This window comes from Paenarthrobacter sp. AT5, from assembly GCF_032764245.1.
In the GTDB taxonomy this organism is placed as follows: domain Bacteria; phylum Actinomycetota; class Actinomycetes; order Actinomycetales; family Micrococcaceae; genus Arthrobacter; species Arthrobacter ureafaciens.
Map to the genome: position 1 here is coordinate 409,959 of NZ_CP136441.1, position 19,400 is coordinate 429,358.

A 19,400-nucleotide genomic window follows, 5' to 3' on the forward strand; every position below is an offset into this window, starting at 1 on the left:
CATGATCAAGCGCATCTGACGGTGGCTTACCCGACTCATATTTTTTGTGGGCAGTTGCAGGAGCGGGCACAACAGAGGGTTGCTCATGCAGCTGTTCTTCTCAGCCTCGGGAGGTAATTGATGAGCAGCAAACCCAGCCCCTACATCCGTTGCGCGGTTGTCACGTCCCTAAGCCTGTGTCTGTGGGTTACTACAGGCTGCACCAATGGATCCGGCACCGCCCCGCAGTCTTCGCCACCGACAAGCAGTCCAACCTCTACGCCCACCGAAAGCGCACCGACCACTTCGACCACGGCGACGAGTACAACTGCCGCCGCGTCGCCGAGTGCGTGGCCTGAGGTCGTCTCGGATGTTCAATCGGGGGTGGGCCAACTCTTCGTCACCACATGTGAGTACGACGGTACGGGAACCGGGTTCCTTATCGAACCGAACCTGGTGGTCACTGCAGCGCACGTTGTGCGGGACGCTGCCGCGATCAGCGTAGCTTTCGGCAGAACCTCAGTGAACGCCACCGTTGTAGGCACCAATGACATAGCGGACATCGCTCTTGTCAGAACCGACCAACCGGTCCAAGGACATGAGTTCCAACTCAGAACCAGCGAACCTCCGGTAGCCACCGACATTGCAGCACTGGGATTTCCGCTAGGCCGCCCGTTCACCTTCACCAAAGGAACAGTCAGCGCCCTCGATGCCGAGCAAGATACCGGAGAGGGAGTTCTCAGGAACCTCATCCAGACAGATACCGCAGTCAATTACGGCAACAGTGGAGGCCCGCTCATCACCCAGGATGGACAGGTAGCCGGCGTCGTCGTCACAGCCGAAATCAGGGGCAACTTCCGAGCCGAAGGCATCGCTTACGCGGTAACGGCGCCCCGTGTTGCCGCGGCTGTGAACGAGTGGAAATCACGGTCCACGCCTGTGGCCTTCAGGGACTGCGGAAACGCGCCGGCGCCAGATTCCGGGTTCTTCCCCTTCACCGTCTCGGCGGACCATGACCAGGCCCGCAGCATAGGTCAAAGCCTGCTCCTTCACGGTCAAGGCATCAATCAAGGCGCATACACCGCGGCGTTCAAACTCCTCGCCCCCGAGCTGCAGGCCACTTTCGGGGACGCTGCTACATGGAGCAAGGATCTTGGTTCCTCCTACTGGACAAAAGCAGAGCTCACTAAGGTCACCGGTGCCCCGTCAGCGGACGATTTGAGCGCCGATGTGAACCTTCAGACCATCCAAGACGCGGCCGATGCCTATCACGGGACGGACCAAACGTGCTCGAACTGGAGGATCCGGTACTCAATGCACTGGGACGGTACACGCTGGCTCATCGCCGGAACCTCCTTGCCGTTCGGCGATCCAACCGCTTGCTAGGACAAGTGGGCCCCTTTGGGAAAGAATCTCAAATCCAGTACATGGCCACGTTAGCGGCCACTTGGCCCGATGGGGCAATTGTGCGGGAGGCTGCTGCACAATTGCCGTGGGGTCACATCATGGTCCACTCGGACAAGAAGCTCAGGCCTATGATTTCGAATTCCTCGGCCTTTCCGAAGCACTGATTCCACCCAAGAGGACCTTCGGGGTGTGGACTTGCCCAGGCAAGCGCTGGCCCCAAAGATCCTCGATTCTTTAGGACCCTTCCCTCAACCGGGCCTCTCCCTCCGCGTAAGCATCCAACAGCTTCCGGGCATGGGTGCCGTCCGCACCTTCCTCGTCCAAGGCCGACTGCATGCCTTCGAGCTTCTGCTCACCGGCGGGGAAGGGCGGCAGCAGGGGAGTGTTGGGATCCGTCAGCACTTCCAGCACGGCCGGCCTGTCCGCTGCCAGGACTTCGTCCCACGCGGCGCCAAGCTGTGTGGGGTCGTCCACAGAGACACCCTTCAGGCCAAGCAACTCCGCATATGCGGCGAACGGGAAGTCCGGGAGCTCCTGGCTGTCGTTGAAGCGGGGTTCGGTTTCCGTTTCGCGCTGCTCCCACGAAACCTCGGCGAGATCCCGGTTGTTGAAGACGCACACCACAAAACGGGGATCCGCCCAGTCCCGCCAGCGGTGCGCCACGGTGATCAGCTCAGCAACGCCCAGCATCTGCATGCCGCCGTCACCCGCCAATGCCACCAGGGGCCGGTCCGGGTGGGCGAGCTTCGCAGCCAAGCCGTAGGGGATGGCGCAACCCATGCTGGCGAGGGTTCCGGAAAGGTGCGCCGGGACTCCCTGCGGGAGGGTCAGCTGGCGCGCGTACCAGTAAACGCAACTTCCGACGTCGACGCTTACTTGTGCGTTCTCCGGGAGCCGGCCGTTCAACTCGCGGACCACCAGCTCCGGGTTGACCGGGCTCGCGGCAATCCCGGCGCGTTCCGCCGACAACTTCCGCCAGGCGCGGACTTGGTCTTCGACGTCGGCACGCCACCGGGCGCGTTCGGCCTCCTTTTCGTGCCCCCTGGCAGCCAACCGGGAAGCGAGCTGTTGGAGTGTCTCGGCGGCGTCGCCTGCCAAGCCGACTTCGACGGGGTAGCGGTTGGCGATCTTCCGCCCGTCAATGTCGATCTGCACCGCTCTGGCCTGCCCGGGCTTGGGGTAGAACTCCGTCCAGGGATCGTTGGATCCGACGATCAGCAGGGTGTCGCAGTTTTCCAGGAGATGGCCGCTCGCCGTGGTCCCGAGGTGCCCCATGGTGCCCGTGGCAAAGGGGAGCGTTTCGTCCATATAGGGCTTGCCGAGAAGGCTGGTGGTAATGCCGGCATTCAGTTGTTCCGCCAGTTCCACCACCTCCTTCTGTGCCTTGCGGGCGCCCTGGCCCACCAGGAACGCCACCCGTTCGCCTTGTGCGAGGATCTCCGCTGCGGCATCAAGGTCCTCGTCCCGCGGCACTACCCGGGCCGGGCGCCAAACGGGGGCAGTGACCACAATGCCGTGCTCGGGTTCGAGCTCCGGGGCTTCGGCTGTTTGGAGGTCGTGGGGAACGATCACCACGCAGGGAGTCCGCGTTTCCAAGGCGGTGCGGAACGCCCTGTCGATCAGCATGGGGACTTGTTCGGGGGAGCTGGCCAGCTGGGCAAACTGAGCGGCGACATCCTTGAACAGGGTCAGGAGATCGATCTCCTGCATGTACGCAGAACCCAGGACCGTGCGGCTTTGCTGCCCGATGATCGCGACCACCGGCACGCCGTCCATCTTTGCGTCATAGAGGCCGTTCAGCAGGTGAACTGCGCCGGGGCCCTGGGTGGAAGTGACCACACCCACCCCGCCGGTGTATTTGCCGTGGCCCACCGCCATGAAGGCCGCAGCTTCCTCGTGCCGGGCCTGGACGAATTCCACCTCGCCCTCGGAGCGGCGGAGTGCTCCCATGAAGCCGTTGATGCCGTCCCCGCTGTAGCCGAACACCCTGTCCACGCCCCAGGCCTTGAGGCGTTCCACGATCAGATCCGAAACCGTTCGCTGAGTCATGAGGCTATGGTAAGCATACTTATTGATTTGGCGGGAGGGCCCCCAGGTGCCACCCGTCCCGGGCGGCGTCACCCCTCCCGGGGCGCGTCCCCCGAGGACCCACGCACCTGCAAACGGGACGGCACCTGATGCAGGCGGGCCGGAAGATCGGGCGTCGTCAGCCGTTCGAGGATGAACTTTCCGGCCTCGACGCCCACCGCGAGGTTGCCGTTGTCCACGGAGGTCAGCGAAAGATGGCGGATCTTGGCGAGGTAGGTGTTGTCGTAGCCAACCAGTGAGAGGTCCCCGGGTACAGCCAACCCTTGGTCATCCGCGGCCGATAATGCGCCGATGCAGGCGATGTCGTTGTATGCGAAAATCGCGGTAGGGCGTCCCGGCCTCGAAAGCAGGCGGGTTGCGGCCGCGTAGGCCGACTCCTCGCTTACCCCGCCGGACACGACCACCGGTTCCAGTCCGGCGTCGAGCATTGAGCGCTCGAACGATTCCCGCCGCAGCCTGCCAACGATGCCAGGCCCTTGCAGGTGCGCGATTCTCCGGTGACCCAAGTGCAAAAGGTGCTCGGTGGCTTGCCGGGCGCCGGCGTCGTCGTCATTGACCACAATGTCCACCCCGGGAAGTTCAGGTTCGCGCGTTCCGGCAAGTACCACCGGAATGTTCCGCGAGGCATCTTCGATCGCAGCGGACTCGAGGGTTGTACCCACCACCACCAAGCCATCGATGCGCTGTTCCAGCAGCGTCTCCACGGAGCTCCGGCCCACGCGGTTATCCGTGTACGAGTCGGCCAGGACCGGAGAGACCCCGGCCGCGTGCAGCGATGCCGTGAGCCCTTCCAGCAACTCCACGAACCATGGATTCCGGATGTCGTTGAGCATCACGCCAACAGTCCCGCTGCGCGGCCCGGACAGGCGCTGGGCCAGGCGGTTGGGTCGGTAACCCAGTTGCTCCATGGCCTCCAGGACAGCACGACGGCGGCTCTCGCTCACGTTCGCGGATCCCTGCAGGACCAGCGACACCAGGGACTTGGAAACGCCGGCAGCACTCGCCACATCGCGGATGGTGGGTTTTGGTGCCGCCACGTTTGGCGTGTCAGTCACGGTGCTGCTTCCTCTCGGTCCGGCGGAATCGGCTCGACCTTCAAGCTTAGGGGTTGACGGGCCCCTGCTTATGACTCCATTATGGACCGGTCCAAGTAAATTCCAAAGAGTCAATGAGGATCTTCAATGAGTGCACCGAATTCGCGGCAGTTGGTCGCCGGGATGGTAGGCGGCGGGCCGGGGGCGGACATCGGCAAGACCCACCGCTACGCCATGCGGCTGGACGGCCACTACGACCTGCGGGCCGGGAGCTTCGGCCGTGACCGGAGCAATTCCCGGCAGGTCGCCGTCGAACTTGGCGTGGCCGCGGACCGCAACTACGCTGACGTCGCGGAGATGGCAGCCGCTGAGGCGGCCCGCGAAGACGGCGTGGATGTGGTGGTGATCGCTACGCCCAACGACAGCCACTTCCAGCTCGCCAAAGCCTTCCTGGACAAGGGCATCTCAGTGGTGTGCGAGAAGCCGTTGACCCAGGACTCCGCCACGGCTGCGGAGCTCGTCCGGGTCGCGGACCAAAACCATGCAATCCTCGCGGTCCCGCACTGCTACTCCGCCTACGCCATGGTCCGCCAGGCCGCGCGGATGGTCCGCAAGGGCGAGCTGGGCGCCATCCGGTTTGTCGACGTCGAACACGCCTCCGGCTGGGCGGCGACGCCGCTCGAAGAACTCGGCCACAAGCAGGCCGGCTGGCGCACCAACCCGGACATCGCCGGTTTCCCGAGCGTGGTGGGCGACCTGGGTACGCATGCCTTCCACCTCCTGCGCTACATCACGGGCCTCGAAGCCGAGCGCCTGTCCGGGCGGCTGCAAACGTTCGTGCCCAACCGTCGCGTCTTCGACAACGCCACCGTGGAACTCGAGCTGACCGGCAACGTCCCCGCACGGCTGTGGGCCAGCATGGCTGCCACCGGCCACAACCACGGCCTCCGCATCCGCGTTTACGGCGAAAAGGGCAGCCTCGAGTGGCTGCACGAGGATCCGCACCACCTCAAGGTGCAGGACCTCGCTGGTGCCACCACCATCCTCACTCACGGTCTCAGCACACTGCACGACGACGCGTCCCGGCTCACCCGGGTGGGCCTCGGCCATCCGGAAGGCTTCCTTGAGGCCTTCGCCAACTTCTACTCAGACCTCGCCGAGTCCCTGCGCGCCCGCCGCGACTCCACGCCACTCCCGGAGCGTGATCTCTCCTTCCCGACCGGCATTGACGGCCTGGTCGGTGTCCAGTTCGTTGAGGCCGTCGCAGCCTCCCACCACGACGATTCCGCGTGGAAAGTCCCCGCGTTCGCGCTAGAGAAAGCAGTTGCCTGACATGCCCCGTTTCGCCCTTCTGGGAGCCGGCTTCATCGGTTCGGTCCATGCCGCCAACCTGGCCGCCCACCCCGGCATCGATTTCCGCCTGGTGTACGACGTCGACCAGCAGCGGGCGGAGGCGCTCGCCGTCGCGCACGGAGCCGTAGCCGCTCATTCGCTTGAGGAAGTCTTCGACCCGTCCCGGATCGATGCTGTCTTTATCGCCTCCTCCACCGATACGCACGCTGAACACCTGCGCCGGGCTGCCGCCGTCGGAATTGCCGCTTTGTGTGAGAAGCCCATCGACCTGGACCTTGACCGCGCCCGGGAAGCCGCGGCGTTCGCGCAGCAGAGCGGCGTGGCCGTGATGGTGGACTTCAACCGCCGCTTCGATCGCGACTATGCCGAACTCAAGCGCGTGGTGGACTTGGGGGAGATCGGCAAGGTGGAGCTCATCCAGCTCACCTCCCGCGGACCGTCCATGCCGCCGCTGTCCTACGTGGCCGTCTCCGGCGGCCAGATGCGCGACCAGACCGTCCACTTCTTCGACCTCGCGCGGTGGCTTTCAGGCTTGGATCCGGTGGAAGTCTTCGCAACGGGTTCGGCTCTGGCTGAGCCGGGAATCGCGCAGTACGACGACGTCGATACCTCCGCGGTCACGTTGCGGCTCCCCGGAGGGGCCTTGGTCCAGATCGATTCCGTGCGCCGCACCGGTTACGGGTACGACGAGCGGATCGAGATCATGGGCTCCGAGGGAATGGTGGAAGCCCGCCGGCACCGCAACGGCGCAGTCTCCCGGTACTCCGGTGCGTCCGTGGTGGACGATGGCCTCCACCCCGGCTGGTTCGAACGCGTCCAACCGACGTATGCCGCAGCGTTGGCGGCGTTCGTGTCCTCCCTCGAAGGCGGTGCCGCCCCGATCCCGACCCTGGACGACGGACTGAAAGCCCAAGCCATCGCCGGGGCCGCCACGCTCTCCCTGCGCTCCGGCCGCATGGAACCCATCAAGTACTAACCCAACTAGGTCGCATTTGTGCGCGTTTTGACGGCTCAGAACGCGCACTGCTGCGACCCAGTTGGGAGGGGGTGGGGGCAGGGTTAGGCGAACGCGGCGCGGAAGGCCGACAGTGCTGCGTCGCCTGCCTCGACTCCCTGGCCGCCGATCGCACCCGCCTCCATGCCGATCACTCCCGCATACCCGGCGTCCCGTAGTGCCTTGGCGATGGCCGGGTAGTTGATTTCTCCTGTCCCGGGCTCGAATCGACCGGGAACGTCCGCCACCTGGATCTCCCCGATGTCCGGCCCGGCCGCACGGACCAGTTCGATCAGGTTCCCTTCGCCGATCTGTGCGTGGTAGAGATCCAGCATCATCTTCACGTTCGGATGGTCCACTGCCCGCACCAACGCAAGGGTGTCCTTTGCCCGCGCCAACGGGATACCCGGGTGGTCAAGGGTGGTGTTGAGGTTCTCCAAGGCGAACGTGATGCCATGCTGTTCGCCCAAGGCGCCGAGCTTCTCCAACGTGCGGAGCCCGGTCAGCCACATTTCTCCCGTGGACCGGTGGGTGGGCCGGACGGCACGTCCACCTTCGCCCAGTTCCGCCGGGTGGACCACCATTCGTTCCACCCCCAGCTCCAATGCGGTGGGGATCAGCTTCTCTGCCGAGGCCAGCACTTCATGGGCATTTAAAGGATCGACGACGCTGCCGCCGAAGTAGCCACTCATCGACGAGAACCGGGCTCCCGTCGCGGCGAGGGCGGGGATGTCCTGTCCCCGGGTGTCCCACAGTTCCACGTCGAAGCCGTGGTCGTGGATCCTGCGCACCCGGTCGATCAGGGGCAGCTCGCCGTAGACCATCTCTGCGCAGACTGCCAGGCGGAAGCTCATGCTCCCTGCAATTCCACGGCACCTTCGGCGGCCCGCAACTCTGCAATGTCGGAGATCTCCACAGGCAGGCCGGTTTCCGCGGACTTGAACGCAGCAAGCGCTACAGCCAACGCGTTCCGTGCGTCCACACCACCCGGCGCTGCGACGGCGGCAGGCGCGGTGGCCGCCGTCGTACCTTCCGGTGCATAGCCCCGCCGGACGGCGACGTCGTGCACAAAGTGCGCAAGTTCGGCCGTGTATGCGTCATGGAACAGATCGATGTTCAGCCGCGTGGTGTCCGAGGCGATGCCGGCGGCCGTAAAGCTGGTGGCGTTCGTGGCCTGCGGCGAACCCGCCGTGACCATGCCGGCGGAGCCGAAGACTTCGCCGCGGACGTCGTAGCCGTAGAGGGCGTTGAAATTGGCTTCCGCCACGGCGATTGCGCCGTTGCTGTATGTGACGGTCACGACGGCGGTATCCAGCAGGCCGCCCGGCTTCGCCTCGGGTGCCACCAAGGCATCCGCAACGGCATGGACCTTCACGGGCACGGCGCCCGGGTTGAGCCAGTTGAGGGTGTCGAAGTCGTGAATGAGGGTTTCCAGGAAGATGGTTCCCGGCGCGATGCGTTCAGGGTTGCTGATGCCGGCCTCTGTCCCGGGGTCGCGCGTCAGCGAGCGAAGCAATTGCGGGGTCCCCACTGTGCCGCTGTCGATCAGTTTGCGGGCGGCCGCAAAGTCGCTGGAGTAGCGCCGGTTGAAGCCGAAGCGGAGTACGACGCCGGCACTCGCCGCTGCGTCGATGGCGGCGTCGAGTTCATCCAGGGTGGCGCCGCCGGGCTTCTCGCAGAAGACGTCCTTGCCGGCGCGCGCAGCGGCCGTGATGAGGTCGGAGTGGAAGCGCATGGGTGCGGCTATGAGGACCGCATCAACGTCCGGATCCGCGAGGACATCCTGGACGTCGGTGCTGATCTTCCGCACTCCCAGCCTCGAAGCGAGTTCCTGGACTGCGGGAAGCACTGGATCGGTAATTGCTTCAAGGTGTGCTGTTGGAATGCGCGTGGCAATGGACTCGGCGTGGAATTTGCCGATCCAACCAGCGCCGATCAAGGCAACGCGTACGGGCTGGTCTGCGGCGACGGGGTGGTGGAGGTAGCTCAACGGGACTCCTGTGGGATGGCTTCTAGATCGTTCTAGTCCATCTATGGTGGCACTCGCTGATGGTTCTGTCTAGATCGTTCTAGTAGTTTTCTTGGTCCACCGCGATGCGCGCCTCAAAGGCATCCGCAGTAGGTAGCGGCCGGGCCTTGGTGGTTAGAGGTAATCCCCGGCGTGCTTGTTCGCCAGTTCCATAAGCGTGGATTGGAACGCCACTTCTGCCGGGGCGTAAACCTTGTCTTGCCGTTGTGCCAGCAGGACCCGGCGCAAAGGCGCGTCATCCCCCAAGGAGATGACCTTGACGTCGGGATGTTGCAGGGCCACAGCGGTCCGGGGGACCATCGCCACGCCCATGCCGACGCTGACCATCGCCTGCGCCTCCTGGTAGTCGTTGGCGAGGAATCCAATGGATGGCTCAAAGCCGGCGTCGTGCGCCGAGCGTTTGAGCACTTCCACGACGGGGTGGGCCTCGGCGCGGACAATCCAGGATTCCTTGCTTAACTCCTCCATGCGGACTTCATCCCGGTCGGCCAAGGGGTGACTGCGGGAGACGAGAAGGACTGTGCTTTCCTGGAAGACTTCGGTGACGCGGATCGCGTCGTCATGGAAGCGGTTCCAAGGGTAGTCCCACAGCAGGCACAATCCCGTGACGCCTGACTGAAGGTCGGAGACGAGCTCGTCGAAGCGCGCGCTCCGGACTGATAGCCCGATTGCCGGGTAGCGCTTCTTGAAGACCCGGATCACCAGGGGAAGGAAGGAACCGGCCAAGGTGGGAAAGGTCCCAACCGCCAGTGACCCGCGCTTGAGTCCGGCTATCTGGGCAAGATCGGCCTGGGCGGCCAGCATCTGTTCCACGATCTTCCGGGCGTGACCGGCCAGGACCTGCCCCGCCTCCGTGGGGACGACGCCCCGGGAGCGGCGGTTGAGCAATGGCTGTCCGACTTCCTGCTCGAGCTTCCGGAGTTGCTGCGAGACCGCCGAGGGCGTGTACATCATCAATTCCGCCGCTGACGTGATGGAGCCCTGCTCAACCACTTCCACCAAGAGGGCCAGGCGCCGGATATCAAAAAGACTTTGGGAATCATCGTTAAGCAATGCTTTACCCCTCCTCAGGATTGGTTCATTCTATGCATTCACGGGGTTGATCCCGGCACTTAGGCACCGTTTCTGAGCAAATGGCGGGGTTCGCTGCCGGGGTTTTGAGCTTTCCTGACAGTGAATGAAGTGTTGCTACATCCCCATCAAGATATCCAACATTGTCTTCATTTGTGATCTGGCTCATTCTCGAAATATCCCCTCAACACCTGGGGCGTCGAGAAGCAAGGAATAGACCATGAAGATCCAAGCAGAATGGATGCGCGGCGGCACCAGTAAGTGCTGGGTGTTTGAATCAGCACAGCTGGAGAAGACCCAAGCAAGCCCGGATGTCTTGCTTCCGCGCCTCTTCGGCAGTCCGGACCATCGCCAGATTGATGGCGTGGGCGGAGCTACCTCTACAACCAGCAAGGCGATGATCCTGCACAGGCCGCAGGCCGGCGATGTAGATGTCGAGTTCACTTTCGCCCAAGTAGGCATCGAGGAAGCGGCCGTGGACTGGGGCAGCAACTGCGGCAACTGCTCGGCCGTGGTTGGCCTGTACGCGATTGAGAAAGGCTGGGTGGTTCCACGCGGTGACGTCACCCGGATCGTCACCCGCAATACGAACACCGGGCAAATCATCATCCAACGGATAGCCACCCCGGATGCCGGCCTTCCTGCCGAGCCCCTGGCGGAAATGCCCGGAGTGCCGTTCCCCGGACACCAGGTGGGGCTTGGGTTCCTGGATCCCGCAGGCAAGACCACTGGCCGCCTCCTCCCGTCCGGCGCAGCGACTGATGCCCTGACGGTGGGCGGCACCACGTGGAACGTCTCGATGGTGGATGCCGGCGCTCCGGTGGTCATCATCAGGGCCGAAGACCTTGGCCTGGATCCGGAGGCTTACGATTCCTGGTTCGGCGGCGTCGAACTTCTGCTGCAAACCCTGGAACGTATCCGCCGCCAAGCAGCCGTGCGCATGGGCCTTGCCGCAACGGCCGGCGAGGCGGCCAGGGCCATTCCGAAGGTCGCCATCGTTGCTCCGCCGTCGTCCACCGATCAAGGGAGCGACGCCGGCATCATGATGCTGTCCATGGGTAAGCCCCACCCCGCGCTGGCGATCACGGGAAGCATTGCGCTCACACTCGCAGCCAGAACGCCGGGCACGGTAATGCACCGGTTCCTGGGTGGCTTCGCATCGCCGACGCTCCGGCTGCGCACTCCGGCGGGCGTCATCGAAACATGGAGCGAGGAACGGGACGGTTCCCTGCTCGTCGGCGTGGACCGGACAGCCCGCACCATTGCCTCCACCACCATCCATCTCCCCGAAACCCTCGATATCAAGGCACCCGAGGCAGGGGCTTCCCTTGCCGGCGCTACTCGATGACGAGGCAGCTGCTCAATGAAGAGAGAGCCATCATGACCACAAAGATTGCAGAAAAGACCACCCCAACCACCGCGTCGCAGGACCAAACTGCGCCACCCAAGCGTCGCCGTCGTATTCTTCCGGTGACGGCAGCCGTCATCGCCATTCTGGGCATGGCCGCCCTCCTGTTCGGGGGTGTCCCGGGCACCCCTTCGGCCGCCTCGGATACGGAGCCGACCATGACCATCACCCAGATCATTCCCTTGGTCATCCTCGTCGTGATGTTCGTCGTAGCCACCAAGTGGCCGCTCAACATCGGCGTCATGGGCCTGGTTGCCTCGTTCGGCGTGGGCTACTTCGTCCTTGGCATGACGGACAAGCAGATCCTGGAGGAATTTCCCGCCAGCATCGTCCTGACCATCATCGGTGTGACCTACTTCTTCAGCATGGCGCAACGCAACGGGTCCATCGACATCATTGTGCAGAGCTGTGTCCGCCTTGTCCGCGGCAAGACCATGATGCTTCCGTGGGTGTTCTTCCTGATGGCCGCTGCCCTGACGGCGCTGGGAACCTTCTCTCCTGCAGCGGTGGCACTCCTGGCGCCTGCTGCCCTCGGCCTCGCTTACGAGTCCCGCCTCCACCCCGTCCTGATGGGGGCCTTCGTCATCAATGGTGCCCACGCCGGCGGTTTCTCGCCGCTATCCGTGGCCGGCGTGCTGGTCCACGACATCGCCAACAAGAACGGTTTCCCCATCGACCAGGGTGCGCTCTTCCTGGCCAGCTTCGCCCTTAACTTCATCCTGTCCGCGCTGACGATCGTGCTGTTCGCGCTCCTCGGCAAGCTCCGGGACAAGCATTCCAATGAATACACCGCCCTGGACACTCCCCGCATCGGACGGCCCACGGGGCAGCAGTTCTTCACGCTGGCCCTGATCGTCGCCATCCTCGTTTGCACCTTGGGCTTCCACATGCCGATCGGGTTCGTGGCCCTGTCCGCAGGCCTGCTGCTGGCGTTCGTCAACATCAAGGAACACCAGACCTTCATCGGTGGCGTCTCGTGGTCCACCGTCCTGCTGGTCGCCGGCATGATCACCTACGTCTCCTTGCTCCAGCACGTCGGCGTGATCGATACGCTGGCCGAGATGGCCCTGGCTCTTGGAGCGCCGCTGCTGATTGCCCTGGTTCTTTGCTACGTCATTGGCGTCGGCTCGGCGTTCGCATCGTCCACCGCCCTGTTGACTGCATTCATCCCCATGGCGGGCCCGCTGCTGGCAACCAGCTCCCTCAGCGCGTCGGGCACGGTGGCGGCCCTTGCCATCGCTGCAACCGTTGTGGATGTATCGCCCTTCTCCACTGACGGAGCCCTGGTGGTGGCGAACGCCCGGGAAGCAGACCGCCAGCGCGTCTACCGCCAGCTGATGATGTACGCCGGCGGAGTTGTCCTCGCCGCTCCGGCCCTCGCTTGGGCGCTGCTGGTTCCCACGGGAATCATGTAGCAGCCACAGCCCGCCGGACCTCCGTCCGGCAGGTGCCAAGGGGACCTGCGTTCCCACGCAACAGGAAACCCGACGGTCGGGTGCAGGTCCATCATCGGCACAAAACGAAGGCAAGGCGACCCCTGGCCGTCTTGCCTTCGTTTTGCCCTGAGACCGGCCCGGCGCTCCCTCCCTCTGGTCCCGGCCAGGAACACAGAATCCTGCCCCTCAAGTGCCGTCCGGAGGCAGCGCCAAAATATTGCTCAGAACCCAGCGTCACGATCCCGCGAAGGTGCACACATAACCAGTGCCCTAGTCGTTGAACCGCGTGCTGCGCCGTCGCCCTTTTCGGCCCATGCCGCGTGATCAACGCTGAGTTAGCAGTGAGGGATGTGGCGGGTTCTGGGGCCCGCCCGGGGCGCCGTCACTGCGTATAACCGGGCTAGTGCGGTCGGTCGTCTGAGTCGCGGCCGGCCGCACGTCTATCCTTGAACGCAGACCTGCGGGTTGAGTCTTAGATCGTTCTATAGACTGGCTCTCCGAGCAGAGGAGGGCCATGACCGGCAAGCGGCCAACGTTGATGGACGTCGCGGAAGCGGCGGGTGTCTCCCGCGCCCTCGTATCCATCGTCATGCGGGACGCCCCCGGTGCATCCGAAGCCACGCGGCGCAAAGTCCAGGAAGCAGCCCGGCTGCTGGGCTACCGCCCGGATAGCCGCGCCCGCCTCCTGCGGAGCAGCCGTACCAGGCTCCTGGGGGTGACGTTTTCAACCTCGCACGCCTTCCACGCCGAAATCGTGGACGCGGCGTACGCGGCGGCTGGTCAGCGTGGCTACGAGCTTGCCCTGAGTGCCGTTACCCGGGACCGGACGGAAACCCACGCTGTTGAGGCGCTTGTGGACTTGGGCTGCGAAGCCTTGATCATGATCTCGCCCACCCTGGATGAACAGGAACTTGCCGGGTTTGCCGCGCGGCTTCCCGTGGTCAGCCTCCTCCGTGACGACGTAGGGGAGTCCCTCGACTCAGTCAGCAGTGACGACCGCGAGGGAATCCGCATCGCCCTGGGGCACCTCACCTCGCTGGGCCACACGCGAATCGCCCACGTCGACGGCGGCAGCATGGTGAGCGGTCCGCAGCGCCGGGAGGCCTACCTTGCCGAAATGGCCGGGCTGGGCCTGGAACCAAGGGTGATTCCGGGCGGTCCCACCGAAGAGGACGGAATACGGGCCGGACGCGAACTGCAGGACAATCTGCCCACCGCCGTGCTCGCGTTCAATGACCGCTGCGCACTGGGGATCCTGGAAAGCCTCCGCGCATCCGGACTCCGCGTTCCGCAGGATGTTTCCGTGCTGGGCTATGACGACAGCCAGTTCGCCCGTTTGAGCTACATCCGGTTGTCCTCGATCAGCCAGGACGCGCCGCTCCTGGCGAGTGCCGCCGTCGACCGTGCCATCCAGCGCTTGGAAAGTACGACGCCGGCCGCCCACCTTGTCCGGATCCCTCACCTGGTGGTTCGTGGCACCACCGGGCCGGTGCCAAGCGGCGGGACCCGCTAGCGCCGTTGCCCCTGGTTGCGGGGCAGGTGGGCTAAGCCTCCGACGGCGGTGTCTCGCCGTCGTCTCCTGCCTCGCCGCCTTCAGCGGGGTCCTGGGTGTGCGCGCCTTCGTCCTCGGGCTTCCAGCCTTCGGGCTGTCCTTCGGCCGGTGCGTCGGTGTGGTGGCGGGGCTGCTGTTCTTCGGGCGTATCGGTCGGGTTCACGGGGGTGCTCCTTCGATCGGACCAAATCAGGCTCAAAAAATTTATAAGTGTCCTTAGTATACGCCCGGGGTGGTGGGTGGCTTAGGCTGTGAAGATGCCAAAGCGATCCAATCCGGCGGTGCGAATCGCCCAGAAAACTGCCCACAATGCGGTGTTCGACGCCGAAGGCAACACCAAGCCCGGCGTGCACAACGTGCTGCTGAAAGCCGTCGAAGTGCAACGGCCCCTGGTCCTGGCCAACCTGCGGCGGATGCAGCGCCGGCACCCGAACGCCACGCCGGCGCAGCTTGCCGCGAAACTGGAGCGCGACTACCTGACCGCCGTCTCCGGTGGGGGAGCAGGCGTAGGTGCCATCGCCGTCGTACCGGGCCTGGGAACCGCGGCGTCGCTGGGTCTTTCGGCGCTCGCGACCGTTGGATTCCTGGAAACCACGGCGCTGTACGCGTCCTCGCTGGCTGAGCTGCACGGTATCCGGCTGACCGATCCGGAACGCGCCCGGACCATGGTCATGGCCATCATGCTTGGCGAAGAAGGTACGTCGCTGCTGGGTGCGTTGAGCGGCCAGTCCCTCGGCCGGAGCAAGGGTGTGACCAATGCCTGGGGCACCACGCTGACCAAGAAGATCCCCGGCAGCGGTTTCGGCGTGATCCGGGACGCCATCCAGCGAGCGTTCCTCAAGAACCTCATCAAGCGGCAAGGCACGGCCTTCCTGGGCAGGGCCCTTCCGTTCGGCGTCGGCGCGGTGGTGGGCGGTGCCGGCAACCTCATGATGGGACGGGCAGTAGTCGCAACGGCCAAGGAAGCTTTCGGTGCCTTGCCGGACACTATCCCCGGAGAACTGCTGGCCAATCCCAAGGCGCGCGTCCTGGAGGACGTTCCTGTCATGGAAGGAGGCGCTCGTGGACCTCAACGCTGACGTTGGACAGTCATTCGGCTCGTGGTCGATGGGCGATGATGCTTCCATGCTCCGGCTCGTCAGCAGCGCCAATGTGGCCTGCGGCTTCCACGCCGGAGATCCACTCACCATGTTGGACAGTTGCCGCGCGGCCTTCGACCTTGATGTCCGGGTCGGAGCGCATGTTGGCTACCCGGACCTGGCCGGGTTCGGCAGTCGTGCGCTGGACATGAGCTTCGACGAACTGTTCGGCGACGTGCTCTACCAGTTGGGTGCCCTGGACGGAGTGGCCCATGCCGTGGGCGCTTCCGTTGACTATGTCAGGCCGCACGGCGCCCTCTATGACCGGCTGGTCCGGGACACAGAGCAAGCCGAGGCCGTGGTTGCCGCCGTTCATGCCTACGACCCCGGATTGCCGGTCCTGGGGCTGCCGGGCTCGGCGTGGCTGACCCTGGCGGAAGAAGCCGGACACCCCGTGTTCCGCGAAGCGTTCGTTGACCGCGCCTACAACCCGGACGGAACTTTGGTGCCCCGTTCGCAGGAGGGCGCAGTCCTGCAAGACTCCGACGATGCAGTGGCGCAGGCCGTCCGGCTGGCCACCCGCGGGGAAGTCGTCGCCCACGACGGCACTGTTGTGGCGGTCGAGGCTGATTCGCTGTGGATTCACGGCGATACGCCCGAAGCCTTGGCGATGGCCGGGGCAGTCCGCAAAGGCTTGGAACGGGCAGGTGTGGAGATCCAAGCGTTCGCCTAAACTGTGGTTCCCGGTTCAAAGGAGGCCCGAGTGAGCGCGATTGTGATGGACGCCGGTACCCAGGGTTTGGTGGTGTCCCCGGACCGGGCGCTGGACCGGGCCTCGTTGCAACTGGCCAACGCGTTGCTGGGCAATGCCGCCGAGGCGCCGGGACTTGAAATCCTTGTGGGGGGCCTGCGCCTGCGGTTCGTTACCGGCTCGGCCATCGCAGTTTCGGGTGCTGAGGGCATGGTCAGGCTCAACGGCTCGGAACTGCCCCAAAACAAGGCACTCAGGGTGGCTCCTGGCGCGGTGGTGGAGTTCGGCAGGGCCCACTTCGGAATCCGATACTACCTCGCGATCCAAGGCGGCATCGTGCCGCAGCCCGACGTGCTCCGTACCGGGCGGACGTTGGCTTTCGGCCGGCGGCACGGCCAAGGTTTTCCCGCCGTGGGACTGCCCGCGCGGCGGGCCCTGGACTCTGAACGCCCCGTAGTTGCCAGGGTTGCCCCCGGCCCGGATGCGCAGGATTACGACGCCGGAACCTGGCTTCGTTTGACAAAGGAACCGTGGATACTCTCGCCGGAGTCGGACCGGGTTGGGGCACGGCTGGCCGGCCGGCCACTTTCCAGCGCCACGCCCGGCGACCATCAACCCGGCCCGCCCCGCTCCCGACAGTTGGTGACAGGCTCGGTCCTCCTGCCGCCGTCGGGCTTTCCCGTGATCGCCCTCGCCGACCACCCGGCCACGAGCGCATCCCCGGTCATAGCCACGGTGCGTGACGAGGACCTCGACGCCCTCGGCCAGGCGCGGCCGGGGCAGATGGTGCACCTGCTGGGCTGAGAAAGCGGCGCCCGGATTTTCTCACCGGGGGCCGATTCTGAGAAAATTGCTGGCCGAACCGCAGGCGCTAGCCGAACAACAGGTGCGCCACCGTGAAGATCAGCAAACCGGCCAAAGCTCCCACCACGGTGCCGTTGATCCGGATGTACTGAAGGTCCTTGCCTACCTGGAGCTCGATCTTCTGCGAGGTTTCCTCGGCATCCCAACGGGCCACGGTGTCCGAGATGACTCCGGCGATGTCCGAGCGGTACGTGTTCACCAGGTATCCGGCGGCATCACCGATCCACGCGTTCACCTTGCCCGCCAGTTCGTCGTCATTGACCAGCCGCGAACCGAAGTCGCGGACGGCTCCCTTGAAGCGCTGGCTGAGTTCGCTGTCCGGATCGTCGACGGCGGTGAGCAAGGCGGTCTTCACCGTTCCCCAGGTGCGGGAGGCAAGTTCGCGGACCTCGGGGTCGCCGAGGATCTGTGCCTTGATGGCCTCGGCACGTTCGATCATGGCGGGATCATGCTGCAGGTCCTGCGCCAGGTCGGTGAGGTAGGAGTCGATGGACTGGCGGACCTGGTGGTTGGGGTCGTTCTGAACGGCGCGGACGAACTTCAAGAGCTCCACATAGACCTTGTCTCCCACCATCCCATCCACGAACGTGGGCACCCAGACCGGAGAGCGGTCCGAGACCAACCGGTTCACTGTGTTGTGGTTGGCGTCCACCCAGTCGGCGGCACGATCCACCAGGAGGTCCACCAGTTTGTGGTGGTGTCCGTCCGCGAAGATCCGTTCAGCCATCCGGCCGACGGGTGGTCCCCACGGCGGCGTCAGCAGGTGCTTGCGTACCAGTCCCTCGATGACGGCCTGGACGTCGTCGTCGTTGAGGACGGTGAAGGCGCCACGGATCATGGCGCCGCCTTCCTTGGCCACGCGCTCCGCGCCGCCCGGGGCGGAAAGCCATGTTCCGGCCTTGCGGGCGATGTCGATGCTCACCAACTTGTCCTGCACAACCTCCTGGGAGAGGAAGTTGCTCTCCACGAAGTCGCTGAGGGATTCGCCGATCTGGTCCTTGCGGCGGGGAATGATGGCCGTGTGCGGAATCTTCAGCCCCATCGGATACCTGAACAGGGCCGTCACCGCGAACCAGTCAGCCAGTGCTCCCACCATGCCGCCCTCGGCCGCTGCGCGCACATACTCAAGCCACGGGTACTGCTTCTGCAGGGCAAAAGCGAACAGGAAGATCACGGCCATGACGATCAGCAGGGACAGCGCCAGCCGCTTCATCCGGCGCAGCGCGGCAGCCTTTTCCAGGTCGCCGGCGGAAAGCCCGACGACGGCGGAGCGCGCCTTGCTTCGCCGGGCACCTTGCGCTTGGGTTGGCTGTGGCTGGTTGGTGACGTCTTCGGCGGGGATTTGTTCAGAGTTCACCTGCATTAGCCCAGACTAGCCCGGTGCGTGCAGCACTGTAGGTTACGGTGTCTGCATGAGCAGCGAATCCTTCGCCCCTGCGCGTCCCAAGGTCTATGCACATCGAGGGGCCAGCGCTACTTACGCCGAGCACACCAGGGCTGCGTATTTGAAAGCGATCGCGGACGGCGCCGACGGGGTTGAGTGCGATGTCCACCTCACCCGCGACCAGCATGTGGTGCTTCTCCATGACGCCACCCTCGACCGCACCTCCACAGGAACCGGACCCGTCTCGGAGCGGACGCTGGAAGAGCTCCGGTCCCTTGACTTCTCCTCTTGGAAAGGCGCAAGGATCCCGGATGCTTACGGTGGAATAGCCGAGCAATTCCTGACGTTGCCCGAACTGCTGGACATCCTCAGGGAAGCGGGACGCGAAATCGGCCTGGCCATTGAACTGAAACACCCCAGTCCCTACCAACTCAAACTTGAGGACCGCGTACTGGAACTTCTCGCCGGGGAAGGCTGGACCGCGGACGATTCCCGGCTGGGCAACATCCACATCTCCTTCATGAGCTTTGATACGGACTCCATACAGCGCTTGTTGGAAACGGTCCCGCCGGAGCATGTGTGCCAACTGGTGGACAACTTTACGGTTCAAGAGATCCGTGAAGGGCTGGGATTGGGCCCGATCACCGCAGGAGCCGTGGCCAATGTCATGCGTGCCACCCAAGAGGAAGCTGAACGCGTCCTGAATGAGGGCGAGGTGGGCATAGCCGGTCCGGGAATAGACTACGTTCGCGAACATGCGCTCAACGTCCAGCGTTGGTTGGAAGCCGGTCGCATCTTCCGGGTGTGGACCGTGGATTCGGAAAACGACGTAGCCCTGTGCCAAGGGCTCGGCATCCACGAGATCACCACCAACAACCCGGCCCGGGTCCTTGCCCAGCTCAGCGTCCCCAGCACGTAGCCGCAGCAGAGAAATTTTTGGCGGGCGTGCCAAGCGTTGTGATTGAGTGGTC

Annotated in this window: 17 protein-coding genes; 10 read left to right on the plus strand and 7 right to left on the minus strand. The window is 64.6% G+C overall.

What is annotated here, in order from left to right:
* The first annotated feature begins 120 nt into the window (after positions 1 to 120).
* Positions 121 to 1,365: a S1C family serine protease gene (locus tag RI444_RS02000; RefSeq protein ID WP_179012682.1), complete on the plus strand. Its 1,245-nt coding sequence runs from the start codon at positions 121 to 123 to the stop codon at positions 1,363 to 1,365.
* Positions 1,366 to 1,620: 255 nt separating this feature from the next.
* On the opposite strand, the gene RI444_RS02005 is transcribed toward RI444_RS02000, so the two are convergent.
* A complete protein-coding gene (locus tag RI444_RS02005) occupies positions 1,621 to 3,435 on the minus strand; it encodes a thiamine pyrophosphate-requiring protein (RefSeq protein ID WP_207605201.1) in 1,815 nt (604 codons plus the stop codon).
* 68 nt (positions 3,436 to 3,503) lie between these two features.
* Positions 3,504 to 4,529 (minus strand): LacI family DNA-binding transcriptional regulator, encoded by a 1,026-nt coding sequence (locus RI444_RS02010; RefSeq protein WP_069696408.1) that lies wholly within the window; start codon positions 4,527 to 4,529, stop codon positions 3,504 to 3,506.
* Positions 4,530 to 4,655: 126 nt separating this feature from the next.
* Here RI444_RS02010 and RI444_RS02015 point away from each other — a divergent pair, with 126 nt between their 5' ends.
* Together RI444_RS02015 and RI444_RS02020 are read left to right on the plus strand one after the other, a co-directional pair.
* Positions 4,656 to 5,840 carry a Gfo/Idh/MocA family protein gene (locus RI444_RS02015; RefSeq protein WP_207605200.1) on the plus strand — a complete coding sequence of 395 codons (1,185 nt, stop codon included), beginning with the start codon at positions 4,656 to 4,658 and terminating at the stop codon, positions 5,838 to 5,840.
* A 1-nt stretch (position 5,841) separates the two neighbouring features.
* Positions 5,842 to 6,837 carry a Gfo/Idh/MocA family oxidoreductase gene (locus tag RI444_RS02020; RefSeq protein WP_207605199.1) on the plus strand — a complete coding sequence of 332 codons (996 nt, stop codon included), beginning with the start codon at positions 5,842 to 5,844 and terminating at the stop codon, positions 6,835 to 6,837.
* Between the two features lie 83 nt (positions 6,838 to 6,920).
* Here the strand turns inward: RI444_RS02020 and RI444_RS02025 are convergent, their stop codons facing one another.
* The 3 genes from RI444_RS02025 to RI444_RS02035 form a co-directional block, all read right to left on the minus strand.
* On the minus strand, positions 6,921 to 7,709 hold the full coding sequence (locus RI444_RS02025; protein ID WP_069696101.1) for a TIM barrel protein: 789 nt from the start codon (positions 7,707 to 7,709) through the stop codon (positions 6,921 to 6,923).
* Positions 7,706 to 8,845, minus strand: coding sequence for a Gfo/Idh/MocA family oxidoreductase (locus RI444_RS02030; protein WP_207605198.1), 1,140 nt, complete (start codon positions 8,843 to 8,845; stop codon positions 7,706 to 7,708). Before RI444_RS02030 ends, RI444_RS02025 begins: the two co-directional genes overlap by 4 nt.
* Positions 8,846 to 8,998: 153 nt before the next feature.
* A complete protein-coding gene (locus RI444_RS02035) occupies positions 8,999 to 9,937 on the minus strand; it encodes a LysR family transcriptional regulator (protein ID WP_179012679.1) in 939 nt (312 codons plus the stop codon).
* Positions 9,938 to 10,175: 238 nt separating this feature from the next.
* On the opposite strand from RI444_RS02035, the gene RI444_RS02040 reads away from it, so the two are divergent.
* From RI444_RS02040 to RI444_RS02050, 3 genes are all read left to right on the plus strand, one after another.
* On the plus strand, positions 10,176 to 11,303 hold the full coding sequence (locus RI444_RS02040; RefSeq protein ID WP_021471169.1) for a PrpF domain-containing protein: 1,128 nt from the start codon (positions 10,176 to 10,178) through the stop codon (positions 11,301 to 11,303).
* 32 nt (positions 11,304 to 11,335) lie between these two features.
* Positions 11,336 to 12,778 carry an SLC13 family permease gene (locus RI444_RS02045; RefSeq protein ID WP_207605197.1) on the plus strand — a complete coding sequence of 481 codons (1,443 nt, stop codon included), beginning with the start codon at positions 11,336 to 11,338 and terminating at the stop codon, positions 12,776 to 12,778.
* A 535-nt stretch (positions 12,779 to 13,313) separates the two neighbouring features.
* The gene (locus RI444_RS02050) at positions 13,314 to 14,312 is read left to right on the plus strand and encodes a LacI family DNA-binding transcriptional regulator (RefSeq protein ID WP_207605196.1); all 999 of its coding nucleotides are present in this window, start codon (positions 13,314 to 13,316) and stop codon (positions 14,310 to 14,312) included.
* 31 nt (positions 14,313 to 14,343) lie between these two features.
* Here RI444_RS02050 and RI444_RS02055 read toward each other — a convergent pair whose 3' ends face one another.
* The gene (locus RI444_RS02055; RefSeq protein ID WP_021471166.1) at positions 14,344 to 14,514 is read right to left on the minus strand and encodes a hypothetical protein; all 171 of its coding nucleotides are present in this window, start codon (positions 14,512 to 14,514) and stop codon (positions 14,344 to 14,346) included.
* Positions 14,515 to 14,608: 94 nt separating this feature from the next.
* On the opposite strand from RI444_RS02055, the gene RI444_RS02060 reads away from it, so the two are divergent.
* From RI444_RS02060 to RI444_RS02070, 3 genes are read left to right on the plus strand one after another with little or no spacing between them, the layout of a single operon-like run.
* Positions 14,609 to 15,430, plus strand: a complete 822-nt coding sequence (locus RI444_RS02060; protein WP_069696095.1) for a hypothetical protein — start codon at positions 14,609 to 14,611, stop codon at positions 15,428 to 15,430.
* Positions 15,414 to 16,163 (plus strand): LamB/YcsF family protein, encoded by a 750-nt coding sequence (locus tag RI444_RS02065; RefSeq protein WP_021471164.1) that lies wholly within the window; start codon positions 15,414 to 15,416, stop codon positions 16,161 to 16,163. Before RI444_RS02060 ends, RI444_RS02065 begins: the two co-directional genes overlap by 17 nt.
* 30 nt (positions 16,164 to 16,193) lie before the next feature.
* Positions 16,194 to 16,985, plus strand: a complete 792-nt coding sequence (locus RI444_RS02070; RefSeq protein WP_207605195.1) for a biotin-dependent carboxyltransferase family protein — start codon at positions 16,194 to 16,196, stop codon at positions 16,983 to 16,985.
* A 67-nt stretch (positions 16,986 to 17,052) separates the two neighbouring features.
* On the opposite strand, the gene RI444_RS02075 is transcribed toward RI444_RS02070, so the two are convergent.
* On the minus strand, positions 17,053 to 18,408 hold the full coding sequence (locus RI444_RS02075; protein WP_062094788.1) for a DUF445 domain-containing protein: 1,356 nt from the start codon (positions 18,406 to 18,408) through the stop codon (positions 17,053 to 17,055).
* 49 nt (positions 18,409 to 18,457) lie between these two features.
* On the opposite strand from RI444_RS02075, the gene RI444_RS02080 reads away from it, so the two are divergent.
* Positions 18,458 to 19,348 carry a glycerophosphodiester phosphodiesterase gene (locus RI444_RS02080; protein ID WP_069696091.1) on the plus strand — a complete coding sequence of 297 codons (891 nt, stop codon included), beginning with the start codon at positions 18,458 to 18,460 and terminating at the stop codon, positions 19,346 to 19,348.
* The last annotated feature ends 52 nt before the right edge of the window (positions 19,349 to 19,400 follow it).

What these genes read in the sequence shown, in the direction of transcription:
- RI444_RS02000 (WP_179012682.1), top strand. Translation starts at nt 121, where the DNA reads ATGAGCAGCAAACCCAGCCCCTACATCCGTTGCGCGGTTGTCACGTCC.
- RI444_RS02005 (WP_207605201.1), bottom strand. Translation starts at nt 3,435, where the DNA reads ATGACTCAGCGAACGGTTTCGGATCTGATCGTGGAACGCCTCAAGGCC.
- RI444_RS02015 (WP_207605200.1), top strand. Translation starts at nt 4,656, where the DNA reads ATGAGTGCACCGAATTCGCGGCAGTTGGTCGCCGGGATGGTAGGCGGC.
- RI444_RS02020 (WP_207605199.1), top strand. Translation starts at nt 5,842, where the DNA reads ATGCCCCGTTTCGCCCTTCTGGGAGCCGGCTTCATCGGTTCGGTCCAT.
- RI444_RS02025 (WP_069696101.1), bottom strand. Translation starts at nt 7,709, where the DNA reads ATGAGCTTCCGCCTGGCAGTCTGCGCAGAGATGGTCTACGGCGAGCTG.
- RI444_RS02040 (WP_021471169.1), top strand. Translation starts at nt 10,176, where the DNA reads ATGAAGATCCAAGCAGAATGGATGCGCGGCGGCACCAGTAAGTGCTGG.
- RI444_RS02045 (WP_207605197.1), top strand. Translation starts at nt 11,336, where the DNA reads ATGACCACAAAGATTGCAGAAAAGACCACCCCAACCACCGCGTCGCAG.
- RI444_RS02050 (WP_207605196.1), top strand. Translation starts at nt 13,314, where the DNA reads ATGACCGGCAAGCGGCCAACGTTGATGGACGTCGCGGAAGCGGCGGGT.
- RI444_RS02060 (WP_069696095.1), top strand. Translation starts at nt 14,609, where the DNA reads ATGCCAAAGCGATCCAATCCGGCGGTGCGAATCGCCCAGAAAACTGCC.
- RI444_RS02075 (WP_062094788.1), bottom strand. Translation starts at nt 18,408, where the DNA reads ATGCAGGTGAACTCTGAACAAATCCCCGCCGAAGACGTCACCAACCAG.
- RI444_RS02080 (WP_069696091.1), top strand. Translation starts at nt 18,458, where the DNA reads ATGAGCAGCGAATCCTTCGCCCCTGCGCGTCCCAAGGTCTATGCACAT.